This window comes from Rhodococcus sp. I2R (genome assembly GCF_020889545.1).
GTDB lineage: Bacteria > Actinomycetota > Actinomycetes > Mycobacteriales > Mycobacteriaceae > Rhodococcoides.
Genome location: NZ_JAHUTG010000011.1, coordinates 150434 through 168830, shown reverse-complemented (window position 1 = coordinate 168830; position 18397 = coordinate 150434). Strand labels below are relative to the sequence as shown.

Sequence of the window (18397 nt, the reverse complement as noted above, 5' to 3'; positions counted from 1 at the left end):
GTAACATATTTGGATATTACCCTCGTTCATTCCCGCTGCCAAGGCGGGACCTACTGGCGAGTAGTAACGAATCGATAGCGTTTCCGCTCTCGAGCTGTCGGACGCGCTGTTCGCACACGCGAATGTCGACGAAATCTCCTACGTCTGCAGCCAAATCATCTGGTGTGTAGAGGATTTCGGGGTCCTGCGGGCCACCCACCCCTTTCGTGATGTTGGCGGTGTGGTGACCGAGAATCATGAGGATTCCGTCAGGTTTGAGGGCGCTGACTGCGGCGCGAATCACAGTTCGGCGTTGCTCGGCGGGTAGGTGGAGGTAGAGCACCAGTGCGAGGTCGTACTGCGGATCGGGTGCAATCTGGGTCACATCGGCGTGCACCCAGGTCAACCGGTCGCGTACCGATTTCGGGGCGCGCTCGGCAATGCGGTGCCCTTTTCTCAAGCCCACGGCGGAGAAGTCCACTGCCGTGACCTCCCAGCCTCGAGTCGCCAGCCACAGCGCGTTCCGACCCTCGCCCGACGCGAGATCCAGCGCCCGTCCACGCGGCAGTGCCGTTGCGAACTCGACCAGAACCTGATTCGGAGGTGCGCCGTAGACGAGATCGTGTGCCGAGTACTTCGTATCCCACGCTTCGGCGTCCATGGTTCGAGTATGCGGCTTCGGGCGCACGATAGCCTGTGCGGGTGAGCGACAAATCGGACATGCACCTGGCCAGGGACCTGGCGGTGTCGGCGATGCGACTGGTCCGACGACTCCGTCTGCCGCACGCCGGCGACACCGTTCCCGTGGCACAGCTGTCGATTCTGACGGCGATCCTTCGGGACGGTCCGATGACCACCGGCGAACTCGCGATGCGAGAGCGGATCAAGCCGCCCTCGATCTCTAGGTCGTCACATGCGCTGGCGCAGATGGGCCTGCTGGAACGGGTTTCGCATGCCACCGACCGGCGCCAGGTGCTGCTGACGTTGACGGAGAGAGGTCGAATCATGGCGAGCGAGGACATCGCCGAACGGGAGCTGTTATTGGCCGATCAATTGGGTGCGCTCACACCACAGCAGCGTGAAACCCTGGCCCGAGCTGCCGACATCGTGAACTCGATCGTCGAACGGGTCGAGTGAGCCTATCGGTCGTGTTGGAGAGTCTCGTCGATCTCACTGGTGTCCCAGCACCGAGTGGAGCCCAGTTCCTCGGTGTCGGCACGCCTGGAGACGCGGCCGAGGACGACGGCAACCAGCAATGCCATCACCATCCAGATCGCTGCGCCTATCAGTAGTACGGTCACAAAACGTTTTTAGCACTCAGCCCTGTGAAAAAGCTGCGAAAACGGTTTTTTCGATTGTTGCAATACAACGCTGGAAAGGTAACCGATCGGAAACGGTCGGCTCAGATGTACCGCTGCACGGCCCGGCGAAAACGACTGCCCGACGCGCACTTCTCCGCCACCGGCTGCAGGTCCTCGGCGTGATCGACGTCGCGGAGGACGGGCAGCAACCGGATCTCGGCGCCGAGGGCTTCGAGCGCAGCCCTCGTCTTTGCGCCGGTATCGGGCGTCGACATCGGAACATCGAGCAGTGCGCGGGCGAGTTCCGAGTCCGTCAAGCCGAGGCCCCACCAGCCGCCGTCCTCGGCCATGCCCAGCACGGAACCCCCGCCGGAGAGGGCGGCAGCGGAGAAATCGAGCAGCGCGGGCGTCACTTGCGGCGTGTCCATGCCGATCTGGAACACGGGCGCACCCGCGGCATCGGCGTGCGCATGCACCAGCCGCTCCGCGAACCCGTCGCCGCGCTGCTCCACCACGGTGTACGACGCGAATGCCGCCTGCAGTTCCTCACGCCTGCTCGCCTGGGCGAAGTCACCCGTCAGGGCGATGATCCGAGCCGAGAACTCGGCCGCAGCCACCGCGTCGAGGGTGTCCAACAGCGCAGCGGCGGCGATATCCGCGGCGGCCGCGTCGCCCAGCGTCGCCGCGAGTCGGGTCTTGGCCAGACCGGGCACAGGGGCTTTCGCGACGACGAGGGCAGTCACGTTCACGACAGAACCTTCCAGAAGTCTCGGACGGCGACGACGGTTCCCCTGACCGAGCCGGACACCTTGGACACGCCCGCGGTTCGGGGGTTGTAGGAGACGTCGAGTTCGACCACCGTCCACCCGGCTCGCGCGGCGAGAACCAACAGTTCCAGCGGGTAACCGGACCGACGGTCCGCCACGCCCAGATCCAGGAGCGGCTGCCTGCGTACAGCGCGCACGGCGCCGAGGTCGTGCACTGGCAGGCCGTATTTGGTGCGCAGGCGCATCGACAGAATCGCATTGCCGATGCGTGCGTGGAGCGGTGAGTGTCCCCGCGCGCGTCGGCCCACCGCAAGATCTGCGTCGGTGAGGGCGGCGACCAGACGCGGTAGGTCCTGCGGGTCCATCGAACCGTCGCCATCGAGGACGCAGACCACCTCCGTGTCGGCCGCGACCACCCCGGCGTGGACCGCCGAACCGTACCCGGGGGTCTCCTCTCGAATCACGGCTACTCCGAGCTGCGTTGCCACCGCAGCTGTCTCGTCCGTGGAGTTGTTGTCCACGACGATCACGCGGTAGCCCTCGGGCACGCGAGCAAGTACGCCGGGCAGCGACCCGGCCTCGTTCATGCACGGAAGGACGACCGTGACCGCATTCGGTTCAAACACGGGGCGCGGTTCATACACGGGGCGCACCGGTGCCCTCGGCGTCGCGCAGTGGTGCGGTAGCGAAGTCGCGAAGTCCCTCGACCGGACCGATGGTCGCACGAAATCCCAGCACTGCGTGGGCACGTTCGGGGCTCGCGACGATGTGTCGTACGTCGCCGGAGCGGTACTTCCCGGTGATCTCGGGGGCAGGTCCGTTGCACGCCTCGGACAGGGTGGCGGCTACCTCACCGATGGTGATCGGGTGTCCGGACGAGACATTCAGGGCAGTGAATCCGGGCAAGTTGGCTTCGATGGACTGGACGTTGGCGGCGGCGATGTCCTGCACATGCACGAAATCACGGGCCTGCTTGCCGTCCTCGTACACCTGCGGAGCCAACCCGCATTTCAGTGATGACCGGAACATCGCGGCCACCCCGGAATACGGTGTGTTGCGTGGCATGTGCGGACCGTACACATTGTGGTACCGCAATGCAGTCACCGATCCGCCGGTGGCCAAGGACCATGCGAGAGCGTAATTCTCCTGTGCCAGTTTGCTTGCCGCGTAGGTGCTTCGCGGTTGCAGCGGAGAGTCCTCCTCGACCAGCGTCCACTCCAGGGCCTCCCCGGTTTCCGGATCGGTGTTGTCGAAGCGGCCCTCGGCGAGACCGGTCCGGGGGCCGGGAACGACGATGTCGCCGGCGGTGTTTCGGTACCTACCTTCGCCGTAGACCACCATCGACGAGGCCAACACCAGCCGTCGGCACCCGGTTTCGGCCATCGCCGCCAACAGCACGGCCGTGCCGAAATCGTTGTGGCTGGCATAGGCCGGTGCGTCGGCGGCATCGACACCTGCCCCGACCACGGCCGCCTGATGACAGACCACGTCGACGCCGCCGAGGAGTTGGACGAGCGCGTCGTGATCGCGGACGTCGGCTCGGATGATCCCGTCCATGGCGTCGATCGGACCGTGGGCGGAATCGAGAAGCGCGTCGAGGCCGATCACCTCGTGGTCGGGCGATAGGGCCGAGTGGATATGGCGGCCGATGAATCCCGCTGCGCCGGTGAGGAGTATGCGCATCAGGGTAGCTCGATCGGGAGATCGATGCCCTCGTGCACCCGGCACGACTCGCACGGTCCCATGAGGGCGGCGTCGATGGCCGCGCGAACGAGCGCTTTCAGTGGCTCGATGTTCTTCTGGAACTCAGCGAACACGTCCACGGCGCGTACACCCTGACCGGCCTCGATTCCGGCGTCGAGGTCGGTGACGAGTGCGATCGGGGTGTAGCAGAGCTCGAGCTCGCGGGCCAGGACGGCCTCGGGGTGACCGGTCATGTTCACCAACGTCCAGCCCTGCCGGGCGAACCATTGGCTTTCCGCGCGGGTCGAGAAGCGTGGGCCTTCGACCACCACCATCGTCCCACCGTCGACGACGCCGTCCTGCAGGGCCGCCCCGCGAAGCTCGTGACAGTAGGGATCGGCGAATTCTACGTGCACGCCGCCTTCTTCGAAGTACGTCTGATTGCGTCCGCTGGTGCGGTCCACGAGCTGATCCGGGATCACCACGGTGCCCGGACCGTACTCGGGTACGAGACTGCCGACCGCACAGGGAGCGAAAACCCGTTGCACACCGAGCATCCGAAGCGCCCACATGTTGGCGCGGTATGGAAGGGTGTGCGGCGAATACTCGTGCCGGGCGCCGTGCCGAGGCAGGAATGCGACGCTGCGACCGTTGACGTCGCCGATAGTGATGTCGCCACTGGTGGGTCCATATGGAGTCTCGAGCGAGACAGTTCGGGCATCGGCGGAGAAGAACGAGTAGAAGCCGCTGCCCCCGATCACGGCGACATCGGCTCGGTGTTGCGTTGTCATGGCCTGCATTGTTCCGCCCTCTTCTATGCTGAGCATCGTCACAATCGTTTCGACGTTAGGTGAACGCTATCCGCTATTGGAGAGAGTCTCTCGCTGCCGTATTGGCTGTGGCCCTCGTGGCGGTCGCGTTCGTCGTGCCGTACCTGGGCAACGAGCTGATCACCCCCATCATCAACAGGACACCGCAGCAGGTGCGTGATTTTGCCGACGCTGCACCGCTTTTCGGGTTCCGTGAGATTCACTTCGGCTGGGGCACCCCGTTCGCGGTCCTCATCGCCGTGGCCGGTGTGCTGTGGGGGCCCGAGTTGGCACGCAGGTTGCCGTGGCGACGGTTGCTGCTGGTGGTGTGGGCGACGTCCGCTGCTTGGGCGATGTCGCTGGCGATGGTCGACGGGTGGCGACGCGGATTCGTCGACCGGTTGACCTCCAACGACGAGTACCTGCACGAGGTCCCGAGCATCACCGACATCCCGGCGACCCTGAGCGAGTTCTCCAGCAGAATCCTCGACTTCCAACCCGATTCGTGGACCACGCACGTCTCCGGTCACCCACCTGGCGCCCTGCTGACGTTCGTGTGGCTCGATCGAATCGGCCTCGGCGGGGGAGCCTGGGCGTCGGGACTGTCCGTGCTCGTCGGCTCCAGCGCCGCAGCCGCGGTCCTCGTCGCGGTCCGGGCTCTCGGCGACGAGAGCATGGCCCGTCGAGCAGCGCCGTTCGTCACGTTGGCACCGACGGCGATCTGGATCGCTGCCTCGGCAGATGCGTTCTTCATGGGAGTCGTGGCCTGGGGTATCGCGCTGCTCGCGGTCTCGACGACCAAGTACCTGTGGCCGGCGTCGATCGGGGCGGGGGTGCTGCTCGGTTTCGGAATCCACCTCAACTACGGGCTCGTGCTGATGGGGCTGCCGGCGGTGGCGGTGCTGATCGCTGCTCGCACGGCGAAACCGATGATCGGGGCCGTCATCGGCGCTCTGATCGTCACCGCGATCTTCTCCGCGTACGGGTTCTGGTGGTTCGACGGCTACGAGTTGGTCAAGGAGCGGTACTACCAGGGCATCGCGACGGATCGGCCGTTCGCATACTGGGGTTGGGCCAACATCGCGGCTCTTTTCTGCGCGGTCGGTGTCGCTGTACCCGCCGCGTTCCCGCGCATCTTCACCCGGAGTGCGCCGATCAACCTGTTGGTGATCGGCGCCATCGCTGCCGTCGCTGCCGCGGATCTGAGTCAGCTGAGTAAGGCCGAGGTGGAGCGAATCTGGTTGCCGTTCGCGATGTGGATGCTGCTCGCGCCCGCGGTGTTGCCCGAGCGCACCCACAGGTTCTGGATCGCTCTGCAAGTGACGGCGGCGCTGGCGATCAATCATCTGCTGTTCACGAACTGGTGAGCGCCGCGTTCTCCATGCGCGCAAAGTACCTGCCGTGCAGGGGAACGATGTCGACGACGGTGAGGCCGGCGGCGCGGGCCAGGTCGGCTGTCGCGTCGACGCTGACGCTGGCCCACGCAAACCAGTCACCTGCCATGGTCTCGGTCTCCCAGCGCACGGTCTTGGGCTGCACCAGTGCAGTCCCCGGGCCGTCGACTTCGGCGATGACCGCGCCGTCGGGGCGAATGAGTTCGGCTGCTCGGCGCAGGAGCCGAACCGGATCGCCGCCGATGCCGATATTGCCGTCGGCGAGCAACACGCATTCCCATTCTCCGGCGTTGGGCAGTGGTTCGAACAGATCCCGAAGTACCGCTCTGCCGCCGCGACCGACCGTCATGTCGACCGCCTCGCGTGAGGTGTCGACGCCCAGTGCTGAGATGCCGCGTCGTACGAGTCCTTCGGTGAGACGGCCGGGGCCGCAACCGAGGTCGAGGGTGGAGCCCGAACAGTGGCCGAGCAGGGACGCATCGACAGCACGATCTTCGATGCTCGACGCCTCGCCGCCCATCCACCGGGCGATGGGGAGAGCTTCGCGGGACCCGTCGGCGTGACCCATCCAGCAGGGGAGTCCGGCGGAGGCGCGGCGGAACATCTCGTCGGCCGTCACGGTCATGTCCGTCTCCTGAGCAGTGAAAGGCGGGCAGCGTAGATGAGCGCGCTGACCCCGAACAGGCATGCCGTGAGCGCGAGCCACCGGCCGAGGTATGGATCTTGCGTCAGTCCCGTTGCCGCGGTGAATGTTACCTCCCCCTGACCGATGATGCCGGGGAAGAACAGCGCGAAGGTCAGTGCCGTTCCCAGGGCGGGAACACGAATGTAGTTGAGCGGGGATATCGATGCTTGCAGCTGGGGTACGCGTCCGCGGACAGCGATCAGCCCGGTCTTCAGCGATCGGTCCGCAAGGGCGTAGAGAGGGAAGAGAAGTAGGTCGTGGACGAGGACGGCTCCGACGAACCAGACTCCGATGGACTGCCACCACACATCGCGATTCCAGAAGGTCTGTATGCCGGCCACGTGCACCACGTATCCCACCAGTGCGAAGGCGAAGCCCATGGTGAGCAGGTGCAAAGGGTGTGCACCGTAGAACCGGGCGAAAGCTCTCATCACACCCGCCTGAACTCGATGGAACGGACCCACTTCGTGTTGCGGACACCTGGAAGCGCGGGAACGATGATCCGCGCCGGGTAGCCGTGGTCGGCCGAGAGGTCGACGCCGTTGACCTTCAATGCCAACAGTGAATCGGGGTGTAGTACCTGGTTGGACTGCAGCTCACCCTGGCGGAAGGGGCCGTTCTCCTCGATCGAGGTCACCTGTGCCGAAACGAGATTCGCGACGCCGGCCAGCGAGGCGAGGTCACGAAGTCGAACGCCGGTCCAGGTCTGCGTCGTCGACCATCCTTCGACGCAGGCGATGGGAAGTACAGCGGTGTGCTGAGGCATGCGTAGCAGTTCCTCGCGGCTGAGGATGGTCGGGGTGGAGCCGCCGGTGAGGTCGAGCGTCCAGTCTGCGCCGGTGTCCTTCTCGGAGATCTGCGCGGCCACGGCTGTCCTGTTGACCTGAAAGTCGTTGGGGCCGTCGCCGTAAGATCTACCTCGGGGTAGCAGAAGGGCGGCATTGCGGAGGAAACCTCCGGTGGTCTGCCCGACGGTGAGGATCCCGACGAACAGTGCACCTCCTCCGACGAGTGCCAACGCCCCTCTGCGGCTGATCGTCGGCTCCGACGGATCGTCGGCGATGAGGTCCGAGGTGCCGCTCTCCTGCTCGAACTGCTTCTCCTGCAGTACTTGCATCAACGAGCGACCGCGCAGAGTGCGAATCATCAACGGTGTTTTCAGGCAAGCGTGGCTGACGAACCCGGCAATGAAAACCCAGGCGCCCCAGTAGTGGGCGGTGTAGAAGCTGAAGCCGAAGATGTAGTCGTACTGAATGTTGAGTATGCCGGTGACGATCTCGAACAGAATGCCGCCGACCAGAGCGATCAACGTCAGGCGTTCGAGAGCCTGCGCCGGCGATCGAACCGGCGGCGTGCTGAACAGTTTCGGGATGACCGACCAGAGCTTGGCCAGCACGATCGGAATCAGCACGAGTCCGAGGCCGACGTGTAGTCCCTGGGTGAGGCGATAGAGCCACGCTGGGTCTGTGGGCCAATCGAATTGCGGGAGTCGCAACCAACCGACGTCGGCAGGCATGGCTTGGCCGAACTGCGGACCGTACGCGATGTAGGACAGCAGGCCGGTGACCGTGACGATGGGAAGACCCACGAGCAGTACGGCGCCGAGGATCGAGGTGAACCATGGACCCCGGAGAGGGCTGCGAAAGCGGGCAGAACGCGCCCGGGCGCGAGTGGTCACTTTCGGTGACGCTCGCGCCCGGGCATGTTCGACACTTTACGCGGTGGCGATGGTGATCGTCGCTGTACCGACCAGCAGGCCGGGGGTGACAGCGTCGGTCTCGAACGTGTCGTTCAGCAGGCCGGCCGCGGTCTCGGAGATCAAGACCTGGGTGCCCTGCAGAATTGCGTTGTCGCCTTCGGTCCGCAGCGGCTGCAGGGTTGCGCCGTCGAGGTCGAAGATGACGGCGTCCTCGGCTGCGACCTCGCCGTTGACGGTGGCGGTGCCCATGAGCTCCGATGTGCCCGGGTCGATGACGAAGTCGGTGAGCTGGACGACGGTCTCGCCTGCGGTGAGGGACAGTCCGCTTCCGTCGTGCATGATCTCGCCCTGAACGTAGGGGCCATCGATGGAACCGGGCTCGTAGTAGGTGACCTCACCACCGGTGATCGGGAAGATGAGGGATCCGTCGGTGAGAGCCGCGGTTCCGACGGTGCCCGGGGTCAGGCCGAGGGTGGTCAGCGCATCGGTGAAGCCCATGTCGAGTGCCACGGCGGTGTCGACGCCGTTGCTGAGGTCGTCGACCTCGGCTACAGGCTCGACCATGTCTTCGGTCTCGGTCATGCTGTCCTCGGACGTGACTGCCGAAGTTGTTTCTGCCGCTGGCGATTCTGCGTCGTCACTCGAGCAGGCAGCGAGAGGTACGAGGGTCATTGCACCAACTGCGGTGGCGGCCATGACTTTACGGATGGAGATCATGTCGTTTCTACCTTTCGTTTGCTCACGTCTTGAGCGTTATGGGTTATTCGCCGCTGCGGCCGGGTTGGATGGGTTGTATCCGACAACTGCCGCTCAGTGCGGCGATTCGCGTGTGCTGAGCCCGCGAAGCTCAGGGTCGTGAGTCGTCGTTCTTATGTCGAAGGGTGCAGCTGATTGCCTCCGTAAAACCAGGTTGCCACGGTTTTCGGGTCTTATGTGTACGGAATGTCCGATTTCGCTACTCGTAGTAGGCCCGTGTCGTGTTCGAGACCGGCCCGATATGGAACCGTTATTCAACGCGCGCGAGGGGCTCGAATATGCCTCCCGCGACAACGAATCGATACGCTTCAGAGCCATCGGATCGGTCTTCGGAAGGCAATCAATGACAGTCACGCGCGACGTCGACGAGCTGAAGGCAGCGCTCGGCAGCCTGGCACCTCCCGTTCTGCTCGATGTGCGCTGGGCGTTGGGCGATCCCGACGGGCACCGCCACTACCTCGACGCGCACATCCCCGGCGCGGTGTACGTCGACCTGCCCACCGAGCTCGCCGCACCCGGGACACCCGAACTCGGACGCCACCCGCTGCCGTCGGTGGATACCTTGCAGGCTGCGGCACGCAGGTGGGGCATCAGTTCGCGAGTACCGGTGGTGGTCTACGACGACGCCGGCAACCTCGCCGCCGCGCGGGCCTGGTGGCTGCTGCGGTGGGCCGGGCTGAAGGACGTGACCATGCTCGACGGCGGACTCGGTGCCTGGACGGCCGCCGGCTACGAGACGGCTGCGGGTCAGGAGTATGCCCTCGTAGAGGGAGACATCGAACTGGGCGAGGGCCACCTACCGACGCTCACCGCCGACGAGGCAGCAGCGCGGGCCGAGTCCGGCACCCTGCTCGATGCCCGAGCCGTCGAGCGCTACCGCGGCATCACCGAACCGATCGACCCGCGAGCAGGGCACATCCCGGGCGCCGTCAGTGCCCCGACCGCGGGCAACCTCGACCTGGACGGACTGTTCTTCGGCCCCGCCGCCCTGAGTGAACGATTCGCTGATCTCGATGGACCGGTGGGCGTCTACTGCGGCTCCGGGGTGAACGCGGCACACGAAATCGCAGCTCTTGCCATGATCGGCGTCGACGCCGCGCTCTACCCGGGGTCGTGGTCGCAGTGGTCGAACGACCCGAAGCGCCCGGTCGCGACAGGCCCGGAGCGCTTCGGTCCCCCAGAATTCAACCCCTCAGAATGAGGTCCGAGGCCTTCTCCCCGATGAGGACGGCAGGTGCGTGGGTGTGGCCTCGGATGATGGTCGGCATTATCGACGCGTCGGCCACTCGAAGCTTGTCGACGCCGCGAACTCGGAGATCGGGCGCGACGACACTCGTCGAATCGTTGCCCATCCGGCATGTACTCACCGGGTGGTACAGCGTGTGTGCGTTCTGCTCCAACGCCTCGGTGAGCAGATCATCCGGGTCTCCGCTCGGGCGAACGATGTTGCCCAGCAGCCCTTTCAGCGCCGGTTGCGTTGCGATGTAGGTGCACATGCGCAAGCCCCCGATCATCGCGGCCCGGTCGGCGCCCTCGGGATCGCTGAGGTAGTTGGGTTCGATGATCGGTTTGGCTGTCGGATCCGCGGATCGGAGGCTGATCTCACCGCGGCTCTCCGGCTTGAGCAAAATCGATCCGATTACGGCAGCATGCGCATCGGGGGCGATGAGACCCTCGTCGAAGAACGGCGCAGGTGCGTAGATCAATTCGACGTCCGGCAACGTCAGACCGTCGCGACTTCGCATGAAGCCGTAGGCCTCGCCAACGTTCGAGGTGAGCATTCCGCGGCGCCGAACGAGGTAGTTGATCAGCTGCGGGATCTTCTCGGCGAAGAACAGCGAGTCGCGCTCGACACTCCAGCCGATCAGTGCGCACAGGTGATCGGTGAGGTTCTTGCCGACCTGCGGTGCATGATGCTTGACGGTGATGCCGTGCGCAGCCAGTTGCTCTCGGTCGCCGATCCCGGAGTGCATCAACAGCATAGGTGTGTTGACAGCACCGCCGGCCAGCACTACTTCCTTGGCGGCCCGGGCGGTTCTCGTGACACCGGAGCGGACGTACTCGACGCCGACGGCGGCGGATCCGTCGAAAATTACCCGCGTTACATGGGCTTCGGTCAGCACCGTGAGATTCGATCGTTTGCGGATCGGCTTCAGATACGCATCGGCGGTACTCCACCGCGCACCGCGCTTCTGGTTCACCATGGTCTGCGAGAAGCCCTTCGGCTCCGGTAGATTCGCCTCCTCCACGGGAAAGCCTGCCTGCTGGGCGGCTTCGAGGAAGGACTGTGTCAATGCGCGCGGGCTTCGCTGGTTGGACACCACCAACGGCCCCGCCTGCCCGGCGTCGAGGGCCGTGGTGTTCTCGATGCTCTCGATCTTGCGGAAGTACGGCACCACGTTCTCGAAGGACCATGTCGAGTCCGACAGCGATGCCCATTCGTCGTAGTCGGCGGCGAAGCCGCGCACCCACATCATCGCGTTCATCGAAGACGATCCGCCGAGCATCTTGCCGCGCGGCCAGAAGATGCTGCGTCCCTTCAGTTCCGGCTGCGGCTCGCAGTCGTAGTTCCAGTCGACGTCGCTGCGGAACAGCTTCGAGAACGCGGCAGGAATGTGCGCGAACTTGTTCTTGTCCTCGGGGCCGGCCTCGAGGAGGACGACGGAGTTGCGCGGGTCTGCGCTCAACCGATTGGCCAGCACGGCGCCGGACGATCCAGCCCCGACCACCACGTAGTCAGCTATCGCCTGATCGGACATGGTTCTCCTCACCCCCGCAGCGCGGACGCGAAAATGGCGGGCAATTTCGCCCAGGACGGACTTCCGGCGAAAGCGGTCAGCAAGCGCCCGGTCGTCGCTGCCGTGCGATTGGTGACGAACCACGGCGGCTTCGGTGAGATGGTCCACTCCTGGTTGAGCAACGAGCGTGGCGACGGACGGAATGGTCCCCGCACAACCGTTCGCTCGGCCCCGTCGATGAGAAGAGCGTTGTGCACGATGCCGATTCCGCTCTGGATGTCCTCGATGGTGTGCCCGGGGAACGCCCCCCACGTCGCGGCGGGACTGAGGAATGCCAGACCGGTCCACGCGTTGACGGCGATCGAACCGTAGCGCAGGTCTGCGAGCATGTTCTCGAACCGAGAACCCATCTCGGCGATTGTCTTCGGATGTGCGATCACGTTCACACCCAGCGTTCCGATGAACTGCTCGTTCACCGTGGCGACGGCCTGACGGGCGAATTGGTCTCCCTCGTAGGGAAGTTCAACGATCCCCAGCACGGGCGCGAAGTACTCCGTGTTGAGCAGGGTGGTCTCCTCGCCGGGATCGAGGTCCTCGATGAGAATGCGGCCGCCGGCAAGTCGGTGAGCGCTGGGGTAGCTGTCCACCGCCGACTCCACGCGTCCGTTGCTGCCCGGGTAGTAGGCGCGGCGCTCCGGCGCCGCCGCGAGTGCGCGGCGCACTGCGGCGACGAACTCGTCGCGCTGCTTCCACCCGGACGAAACCACGACGACCTGCGAAGCCACGCAATTGTATCCACCGTTGTGAAGTCGTTGTGTGGCTACATGTTCGGCTTGATACTTGATGTCCGCGCTGCTCCATTCGCCGGGCAGTACGATCGTCGGCGAGACTCCCCCCAGTTCGCTGGTCATCGGCTTGGTCAGCAGCGGATCGCCGACGGCCTTGCGTGCGGCACCGGTCTCACCCGGCCCGAACACGATCGCGTCGTGCGTGACGGCACTGCCGGTCATGTGAACGTGATCGACGAGATGATGACCGACGAGATAGGTGCCGAGCTCTGCTCCGCCCGTCAGTATTCGAACAGCTCCGACAGCGATCAGCGGAGCCAGTATCTTGGTCAGCACCGGCAGCATCGGGTCGGTGATCGGGTTGAGCTTCAACGCCACGACCCGGTTGTTGGCGACCAGTTCGTACAGCGTGTCGAGCGGAGCGATCGACATGATGTTGCCCGCTCCGAGTACGACCCCGATGCCCTGTGTGTCCGAGGGTGTGAGCTGCGCGAGACCCGCTGTCTGCTTCGCGGTGTCGGCGTCGACTCCGGGTTCGAGCCAGACCTGCGCGCTGAAACCGTTGAGCAGGAGTTTGTCGAAGACTCCTCGCGGGAGTACCTCTACCGTCGTGCGGCCTCCGGGGGCAGAACCGAACTCGGCACCCTCGAGCGGGCTGTTTCCTTCGTCGAGCGCGCGAAGCGTCTGCGCGATGGTGGCCGTGCCGCCGGCGAAGGCATACGGTCCCGATATCCATTCCTCACCCACCAACGGCGACGAGTCATCGAGTCCCTTGATGGCGACCGCAGCAGCGACCCATTCCGCCGCGTGCCGCACGGTGAGGTCACGGACACGCTCGATCAGCTCGCGTCGCTTGCGCAACGACAGCGAAGCCCAGGTCTTTTCACCGCCGTGCAAGTCCTCGAGTGCCGAGTCGATCCCGGTGCGGGTCTCGGCGTCGGAGGCTTCGGCGACGTGCAGATGGCTGTCGGTTCGATCGGTCACTTCGGCTCACTCGTCTCGTTCGGTCCGGCGTCGCAGGTGCCTGTGATTGTCGTCTCCTCGGTCGTTGCGGCGCCATAGGCGCCCGCAGCTCAGCTCGATGATCTTGTTGTGCGATGGCACAAGCTGGGTGTGGCGCGGAGCACAGTAGGCGGGCTAGTCTGGGCCGATGGCGAACACGAACTCGGTCATCGCACCCAGCGCCTGCGAGCTGGCCGCGCCCCTGTTGGACGCCGTGGAGGAAATGGCCGACGAATTGGTCCGCCGCATACTGTCCGCCGAGCACGCCTACGCTGAATCCACGCTGTTGAGCACCGATCAACTTCGCGGCGCCTGCCTGGCGAATATCACCGAGATGATCGGCGATCTGGCAGGCGAACGACCGGTCGACCTCGACGCCGCGAGAGCCGCGGGGCGACTCAAAGCCGAGCAGGGAGTGCCGCTCGCCGCGCTGTTGCACGCGTTTCGATTGGGCGGTCGCCTCATCTGGGAAGAACGCATGACGCGCTCCGACGGCGACGCCTCGCGCACCCTGCTCGGGATGGCCGCTCAAGTGTGGGCACTGGTCGACGTCTGCTCCGATGCAGCCGCCGAAGCCTACCGGATCAGCGTCGACACCCGCGCCGAGCAGGATGCCGACAGTAGGCGCCGGCTGGTGCGTGCATTGTTCGCCGAGGGAGCCAACTCAGCGTCCGTTGCCGACGCGCTGCGAACCTTCCGCATACCCGAACGCGGCAGCTTCGTCGTCGTGTTCGCGGATGCGCGGTGCGCGAGAAGTCGATGCGCCGAGATCTCCGCTCCCGGCGTCGAGACGGTCTGGGATACCGCGGTCGACGGAGTGGTCGGACTGTTCTTCGCCCAAACGGACGCAGCGCTGGACGCCGTTATCGACGGTATCGCGGACGGAACTGGAAACATCGGCATCAGTGCGGTGTTCGGGTCATCATCCGCAATACCCAGGGCTGTCGAGCAGGCTCGGCTGGCGCGCGCATGTGCCGTCGTCGACGACGGGGCCTCTACCCGCTACGAATCGGTCCCGATACCGCTGCTGCTCGTAGGCAATCGCGTCGCTGCCCGCATCGCGTCGCGACAGATCCTCGGCGGGCTCCTCGCCCTGCCCGAGGAGGAGCGAAGCAGTCTTCTCACTACCTTGGACGTGTGGTTTCGATCCAGGGGGTCGACGAGCGACGCTGCCGCCCAGCTGCACTACCACCGCAACACGGTGTTGTACCGGCTCCGGCGGATCGGCGAGCTGACCGGCCGCGACTTCCTCGACCCGATTCAGGCCTCGGAGTTGTTCGTCGGGTTGCGGGCGCACCAGCTGTGCGCCCGCACCTGACGCGAGTCAGTTGATGCGACTCGCTTTGACCCAGTCCACGCTCATCGTCTGCGGGAACCGCGTAGAGGCCGGAACTTTGCCGACCCAATCATTGCCGACGGCCAGGTTGAACAACACGTAGTGCGGCCAGGCGCCGGAGAATGGAGTCCAGTTCCCGCCCATTGCTTCGTACTGGGCCTTCGTCACCGTATAGTGCGCGGTGCCGTCGACGAACCACGTAATTCGATCCGGGTACCAATCGACCCGATATGTGTGAAATCCGTCGGAAAGTGGGGGGATGTCGCTACCGGTCTTGATATCTGTATTCGAATTGTTTACTGCGGGCCCATGAATATTGAAGGACGGTCCGTATGTTCCTGGAATTTCCACGATATCTATTTCGCCCTGACGCGGCCAACTGTATTCATGGCCCGGTTCCAGGCCCAATAACCAGAATGCGGGGAGCAGCCCCGCCTGCTGCGGCATCCTGATGGATGCTTCCAGGCGCACCGGCGGGGTTACGGATTGTTTTCCGATGCTGACGACCCGGGCGCTGGTGAAGTTGTTGGGTGTACCTTTCCTGTCCGGTGGTCTTTCCTTGCGCGCGGTGATGTTCAACGACCCGCCATTGACCGATGCGTTGTTGGTTGAATCGGTGTAGTACTGCTGTTCACCCGAAGTTGCTCCCCACCGGCCTATTTGGAATCCCCAATTGCTGGGATCGACCGCTCCGTTGCCGTTGAACTGGTCCTCCCAGAGCAGCGTCGTCGGCGCCGGCGGAGTGGTCACCGGCGGCTGCGTCGTCGTGAGTGTCGTGGTGGGGGTAGGTGGTGTGGTCGGACGGGGATAAAAGGGATTCTCCAGGCGAGGAAATGAAACGGTCGGGCGAGGCGGCGGCGGGTTGAACGGATATGTGTAGGGGGCAGCCAAAATGACCGGTGCCATTGCGAGCGCGATCCACTTCATGAGCGTATTCCTGTCATGTCAATTGTGGAGGAACAAATGCATGAGAAAGGTCTAGCACGAAGTCAATGCAATCAATGATCGGAAAGACAAGAAGAAACAATTGTGCATCGGCACGGTGGGAAACGCTTGGGAATTTACGGTCAGTATTTCCGATTCCGCTGCCGACTGCCGAGTAGCGGTTTGTTTCGTGTTGGCAAGGATCGGACCGTGAAGGGCCGAGCGGGGAGAGCCGGTGACGGGAATCGAACCCGCCTCTCAACCTTGGGAAGGTCGCATTCTACCAATGAACTACACCGGCGCGGGCAGAGCCGGGGCCCTGCGCCGGACTACTTTAGCACCGCCCCCGGGTGCCCTGAACGGTGTGGTCGCGCGGCCGGTCCGGCCATCCACCAGTGCAGACGTTAACCTTCCGCTGTGCTGCTTTCCGACCGCGACATCCGAGCCGAAGTATCCGCCGGCAACCTGGGCATCGACCCGTTCGACGCCTCGATGGTTCAGCCGTCGAGCGTCGACGTGCGGCTCGACAAGCTCTTTCGCGTCTTCAACAACACCCGATACACCCACATCGATCCGTCGAAACAGCAGGACGAGCTGACCTCTCTCGTCGAACCGGCCGAGGGTGAACCGTTCGTGCTGCACCCCGGGGAGTTCGTACTCGGGTCGACACTCGAGCTCACCACGCTTCCCGACTACCTGGCCGGCCGGCTCGAGGGCAAGAGCTCACTCGGGCGACTCGGCCTGCTGACGCACTCGACGGCCGGATTCATCGACCCGGGATTCAGCGGCCACATCACCCTCGAGCTGTCCAATGTGGCGAACCTGCCGATCACCCTGTGGCCAGGGATGAAGATTGGTCAGCTGTGCCTGTTCCGGTTGTCGAGTCCGTCCGAGCACCCGTACGGAAGCGCCTCGGTGGGGTCGAAGTACCAGGGGCAACGGGGCCCGACACCGTCGAAGGCATACCTGAACTTCGTTCGGTCACCCACCGACTGAGCCGTCGAAAGGTCTTTTCCGGAGCCCGCAACATGGTGCGTTCCCGGTTTTGGCGGTAGCCTTGGCACTTGCCGAAGTGGGTCGGGACCTACCGGAGCGGGGTTTCGATGTCTGCCGTACTGGGCGCATCCCTCGGAGTGGCGGGGCTGCGTGCGGTGTCCCAGCACCTGTCCGTATCCCAGCACCTGTCCGTGTCCCAGCACCTGTCTGCGGAGCAACCGCATAGCACCGAGTCTTTTTTGCAGCCAGCGCAGTCGCCCGAGGACCCATGGGGTTCGGTCACCTGGTCCGTGCACCGACTTGCGCGTGAGCAGAACGCTTCCACCACCGCTGTCCTCGCGCTGCGCGAGAAGGACCCCACCGAGGCCTATGGCGTCGAATACTCCGACGGTCTGGCGCTCGTCACCGATATCGGATCGCAGATCGGCGCGCTGCAAGAACTGGGTGAGATCGTCAGTGAACGCACGGTCGCACTGTTCGACGTCGGTGCCGGTGGCGTCACCGTCTCCGTCGTCGACGTCGAGTCCGGTCGCGTCCACGCAAGTCGACGCAGCGCCGTGCTGTCCGGGGATGCCTGCGACGCCGCGATCAGCACGTTCCTCCTCGGTACCGAACCGGACCGGTCCGAGGAGCGGACCTCGATGATCGAGGCAGTGTGCGCGGCCAAAGAACAGCTCTCCTCCGTCACCGCCGTCGAGCTGCCCGGGCCGTTCCCCGGTGGAAGTGTGGTTCTGCATCGGTCGGAACTCGACTCACTCATCCGCGAGAACGTGCGCGGCGCCGTCGCCCTGGCACGTTCGGTGTTCGCGGACAGCCCACGCGTGGACGCACTGTATGCGGTCGGCGGGGGCGCCAACATGCAGATCGTCCGGCAGATCTTGTTCGACACGATCGAAGTACCGATCTTCGTGCCACGCCGACCGGAAATGCTCGCCGCCCGCGGAGCCGTCGGACTGGCGCGGGGGTTCGCAGCCGTGCCCGCTGCCGGCCACCCCCGGGGCTCCTCGGACCGACCCCGGCACAGTGACACCTCGTCACGACGAATCACGCGGCTGCGACGTTCTCGCTACCTCGGCGGGGCCGTCATCGCGATGGCCGCGGGTGGTGTCGCCGGGGCGGCGGGGACCACGTCGAATGGGCCCGACGCGTCCCCGGTGGTCGAATTCACTCCTGTGATCACCGTCTCCGAAGTCGAGACGTCCCCAGCGCTGCCGCCGGCCGCACCCTCGTCCGATGCAGTGTCGGTGACGCCAACCGTGCTGCCCTCCTCACCTGTCAGCGACATTCCCGCAGCTCCCTCGTATCGGGAGTCCAGCACCGAACGGGACGAGCCCACCGTGGACGTGACCACGACAGTTCGGCGGCAGCGCGAAACGAGCACCCCCACGACGACCTCGTCGCCGGAGACCACCACGCGCGAAACCCGGACGCGTGAGAGCGATCCGATCACGACCACCCCTCCTGTTACCACGAAGACGACGACCGCTACCACCGCAGCGCCGATCACGACGCGAAGGCGATGATTGCTGGCGGTTGTTCA

At 64.8% G+C, this 18397-nt stretch carries 19 protein-coding genes and 1 tRNA gene; 6 read left to right on the top strand and 14 right to left on the bottom strand.

The window, feature by feature from the left end; all coding sequences use genetic code 11:
* Window positions 1-16 precede the first annotated feature (16 nt).
* Complete coding sequence (locus KVY23_RS13975) at window positions 17-640, bottom strand: bifunctional 2-polyprenyl-6-hydroxyphenol methylase/3-demethylubiquinol 3-O-methyltransferase UbiG (protein WP_230557072.1); 624 nt, start codon at window positions 638-640, stop codon at window positions 17-19.
* A 41-nt stretch (window positions 641-681) separates the two neighbouring features.
* Between KVY23_RS13975 and KVY23_RS13970 the strand changes: the two genes are divergently transcribed.
* Window positions 682-1116: a MarR family winged helix-turn-helix transcriptional regulator gene (locus KVY23_RS13970; protein WP_230557070.1), complete on the top strand. Its 435-nt coding sequence runs from the start codon at window positions 682-684 to the stop codon at window positions 1114-1116.
* Between the two features lie 2 nt (window positions 1117-1118).
* On the opposite strand, the gene KVY23_RS13965 is transcribed toward KVY23_RS13970, so the two are convergent.
* The 5 genes from KVY23_RS13965 to KVY23_RS13945 all read right to left on the bottom strand — a co-directional run bounded on the left by KVY23_RS13965 (window position 1119) and on the right by KVY23_RS13945 (window position 4521).
* Entirely contained in the window at window positions 1119-1280 is a 162-nt protein-coding gene (locus KVY23_RS13965) for a hypothetical protein (RefSeq protein ID WP_187346816.1), read from the bottom strand.
* A 101-nt stretch (window positions 1281-1381) separates the two neighbouring features.
* Window positions 1382-2029 carry a DUF2064 domain-containing protein gene (locus KVY23_RS13960; protein WP_230557069.1) on the bottom strand — a complete coding sequence of 216 codons (648 nt, stop codon included), beginning with the start codon at window positions 2027-2029 and terminating at the stop codon, window positions 1382-1384.
* A complete protein-coding gene (locus KVY23_RS13955; RefSeq protein WP_294638619.1) occupies window positions 2026-2673 on the bottom strand; it encodes a glycosyltransferase family 2 protein in 648 nt (215 codons plus the stop codon). Before KVY23_RS13955 ends, KVY23_RS13960 begins: the two co-directional genes overlap by 4 nt.
* 10 nt (window positions 2674-2683) lie before the next feature.
* A complete protein-coding gene (locus tag KVY23_RS13950; protein WP_230557065.1) occupies window positions 2684-3730 on the bottom strand; it encodes an NAD(P)-dependent oxidoreductase in 1047 nt (348 codons plus the stop codon).
* On the bottom strand, window positions 3730-4521 hold the full coding sequence (locus KVY23_RS13945) for an S-methyl-5'-thioadenosine phosphorylase (protein ID WP_371829801.1): 792 nt from the start codon (window positions 4519-4521) through the stop codon (window positions 3730-3732). The genes KVY23_RS13950 and KVY23_RS13945 overlap by 1 nt, the downstream gene beginning before the upstream one ends.
* Window positions 4522-4580: 59 nt before the next feature.
* On the opposite strand from KVY23_RS13945, the gene KVY23_RS13940 reads away from it, so the two are divergent.
* Window positions 4581-5906, top strand: a complete 1326-nt coding sequence (locus tag KVY23_RS13940) for a hypothetical protein (RefSeq protein WP_294638615.1) — start codon at window positions 4581-4583, stop codon at window positions 5904-5906.
* On the opposite strand, the gene KVY23_RS13935 is transcribed toward KVY23_RS13940, so the two are convergent.
* The 4 genes from KVY23_RS13935 to KVY23_RS13920 are packed head-to-tail and all read right to left on the bottom strand — an operon-like array spanning window position 5893 to window position 9034.
* On the bottom strand, window positions 5893-6558 hold the full coding sequence (locus KVY23_RS13935; RefSeq protein WP_230557063.1) for a methyltransferase domain-containing protein: 666 nt from the start codon (window positions 6556-6558) through the stop codon (window positions 5893-5895). The genes KVY23_RS13940 and KVY23_RS13935 overlap by 14 nt on opposite strands.
* Window positions 6555-7049 (bottom strand): hypothetical protein, encoded by a 495-nt coding sequence (locus tag KVY23_RS13930; RefSeq protein WP_230557060.1) that lies wholly within the window; start codon window positions 7047-7049, stop codon window positions 6555-6557. Before KVY23_RS13930 ends, KVY23_RS13935 begins: the two co-directional genes overlap by 4 nt.
* Window positions 7049-8296 (bottom strand): molybdopterin-dependent oxidoreductase, encoded by a 1248-nt coding sequence (locus tag KVY23_RS13925; protein ID WP_230557058.1) that lies wholly within the window; start codon window positions 8294-8296, stop codon window positions 7049-7051. The genes KVY23_RS13930 and KVY23_RS13925 overlap by 1 nt, the downstream gene beginning before the upstream one ends.
* A 36-nt stretch (window positions 8297-8332) precedes the next feature.
* Window positions 8333-9034 (bottom strand): hypothetical protein, encoded by a 702-nt coding sequence (locus tag KVY23_RS13920; RefSeq protein WP_230557056.1) that lies wholly within the window; start codon window positions 9032-9034, stop codon window positions 8333-8335.
* 382 nt (window positions 9035-9416) lie between these two features.
* On the opposite strand from KVY23_RS13920, the gene KVY23_RS13915 reads away from it, so the two are divergent.
* The gene (locus KVY23_RS13915; protein WP_230557055.1) at window positions 9417-10274 is read left to right on the top strand and encodes a sulfurtransferase; all 858 of its coding nucleotides are present in this window, start codon (window positions 9417-9419) and stop codon (window positions 10272-10274) included.
* Here the strand turns inward: KVY23_RS13915 and KVY23_RS13910 are convergent.
* Window positions 10258-11832, bottom strand: coding sequence for a GMC family oxidoreductase (locus KVY23_RS13910; RefSeq protein WP_230557054.1), 1575 nt, complete (start codon window positions 11830-11832; stop codon window positions 10258-10260). The two genes, KVY23_RS13915 and KVY23_RS13910, sit on opposite strands and share 17 nt — an antisense overlap.
* A gap of 8 nt (window positions 11833-11840) precedes the next feature.
* Window positions 11841-13559 (bottom strand): aldehyde dehydrogenase family protein, encoded by a 1719-nt coding sequence (locus KVY23_RS13905; protein WP_230557106.1) that lies wholly within the window; start codon window positions 13557-13559, stop codon window positions 11841-11843.
* A gap of 190 nt (window positions 13560-13749) precedes the next feature.
* Here KVY23_RS13905 and KVY23_RS13900 point away from each other — a divergent pair, with 190 nt between their 5' ends.
* Entirely contained in the window at window positions 13750-14919 is a 1170-nt protein-coding gene (locus KVY23_RS13900) for a CdaR family transcriptional regulator (protein WP_230557052.1), read from the top strand.
* A gap of 6 nt (window positions 14920-14925) precedes the next feature.
* On the opposite strand, the gene KVY23_RS13895 is transcribed toward KVY23_RS13900, so the two are convergent.
* Together KVY23_RS13895 and KVY23_RS13890 are read right to left on the bottom strand one after the other, a co-directional pair.
* Entirely contained in the window at window positions 14926-15864 is a 939-nt protein-coding gene (locus KVY23_RS13895; RefSeq protein ID WP_230557050.1) for a glycoside hydrolase family 16 protein, read from the bottom strand.
* A gap of 227 nt (window positions 15865-16091) precedes the next feature.
* A tRNA-Gly gene (locus KVY23_RS13890) sits at window positions 16092-16162 on the bottom strand.
* Between the two features lie 116 nt (window positions 16163-16278).
* Here KVY23_RS13890 and dcd point away from each other — a divergent pair.
* Together dcd and KVY23_RS13880 are read left to right on the top strand one after the other, a co-directional pair.
* Window positions 16279-16857 carry a dCTP deaminase gene (gene dcd, locus KVY23_RS13885; protein WP_206510542.1) on the top strand — a complete coding sequence of 193 codons (579 nt, stop codon included), beginning with the start codon at window positions 16279-16281 and terminating at the stop codon, window positions 16855-16857.
* Between the two features lie 107 nt (window positions 16858-16964).
* Window positions 16965-18380: an Hsp70 family protein gene (locus tag KVY23_RS13880; protein WP_230557048.1), complete on the top strand. Its 1416-nt coding sequence runs from the start codon at window positions 16965-16967 to the stop codon at window positions 18378-18380.
* The last annotated feature ends 17 nt before the right edge of the window (window positions 18381-18397 follow it).

Excerpts from the sequence above, each read along its gene's own strand:
- KVY23_RS13975 (WP_230557072.1), bottom strand. The coding sequence starts at position 640 with ATGGACGCCGAAGCGTGGGATACGAAGTACTCGGCACACGATCTCGTC.
- KVY23_RS13945 (WP_371829801.1), bottom strand. The coding sequence starts at position 4,521 with ATGACAACGCAACACCGAGCCGATGTCGCCGTGATCGGGGGCAGCGGC.
- KVY23_RS13910 (WP_230557054.1), bottom strand. The coding sequence starts at position 11,832 with ATGTCCGATCAGGCGATAGCTGACTACGTGGTGGTCGGGGCTGGATCG.
- KVY23_RS13900 (WP_230557052.1), top strand. The coding sequence starts at position 13,750 with ATGGCGAACACGAACTCGGTCATCGCACCCAGCGCCTGCGAGCTGGCC.
- KVY23_RS13950 (WP_230557065.1), bottom strand. The coding sequence starts at position 3,730 with ATGCGCATACTCCTCACCGGCGCAGCGGGATTCATCGGCCGCCATATC.
- KVY23_RS13935 (WP_230557063.1), bottom strand. The coding sequence starts at position 6,558 with ATGACCGTGACGGCCGACGAGATGTTCCGCCGCGCCTCCGCCGGACTC.
- KVY23_RS13920 (WP_230557056.1), bottom strand. The coding sequence starts at position 9,034 with ATGATCTCCATCCGTAAAGTCATGGCCGCCACCGCAGTTGGTGCAATG.
- KVY23_RS13930 (WP_230557060.1), bottom strand. The coding sequence starts at position 7,049 with ATGAGAGCTTTCGCCCGGTTCTACGGTGCACACCCTTTGCACCTGCTC.
- KVY23_RS13895 (WP_230557050.1), bottom strand. The coding sequence starts at position 15,864 with ATGAAGTGGATCGCGCTCGCAATGGCACCGGTCATTTTGGCTGCCCCC.
- KVY23_RS13915 (WP_230557055.1), top strand. The coding sequence starts at position 9,417 with ATGACAGTCACGCGCGACGTCGACGAGCTGAAGGCAGCGCTCGGCAGC.
- KVY23_RS13880 (WP_230557048.1), top strand. The coding sequence starts at position 16,965 with ATGTCTGCCGTACTGGGCGCATCCCTCGGAGTGGCGGGGCTGCGTGCG.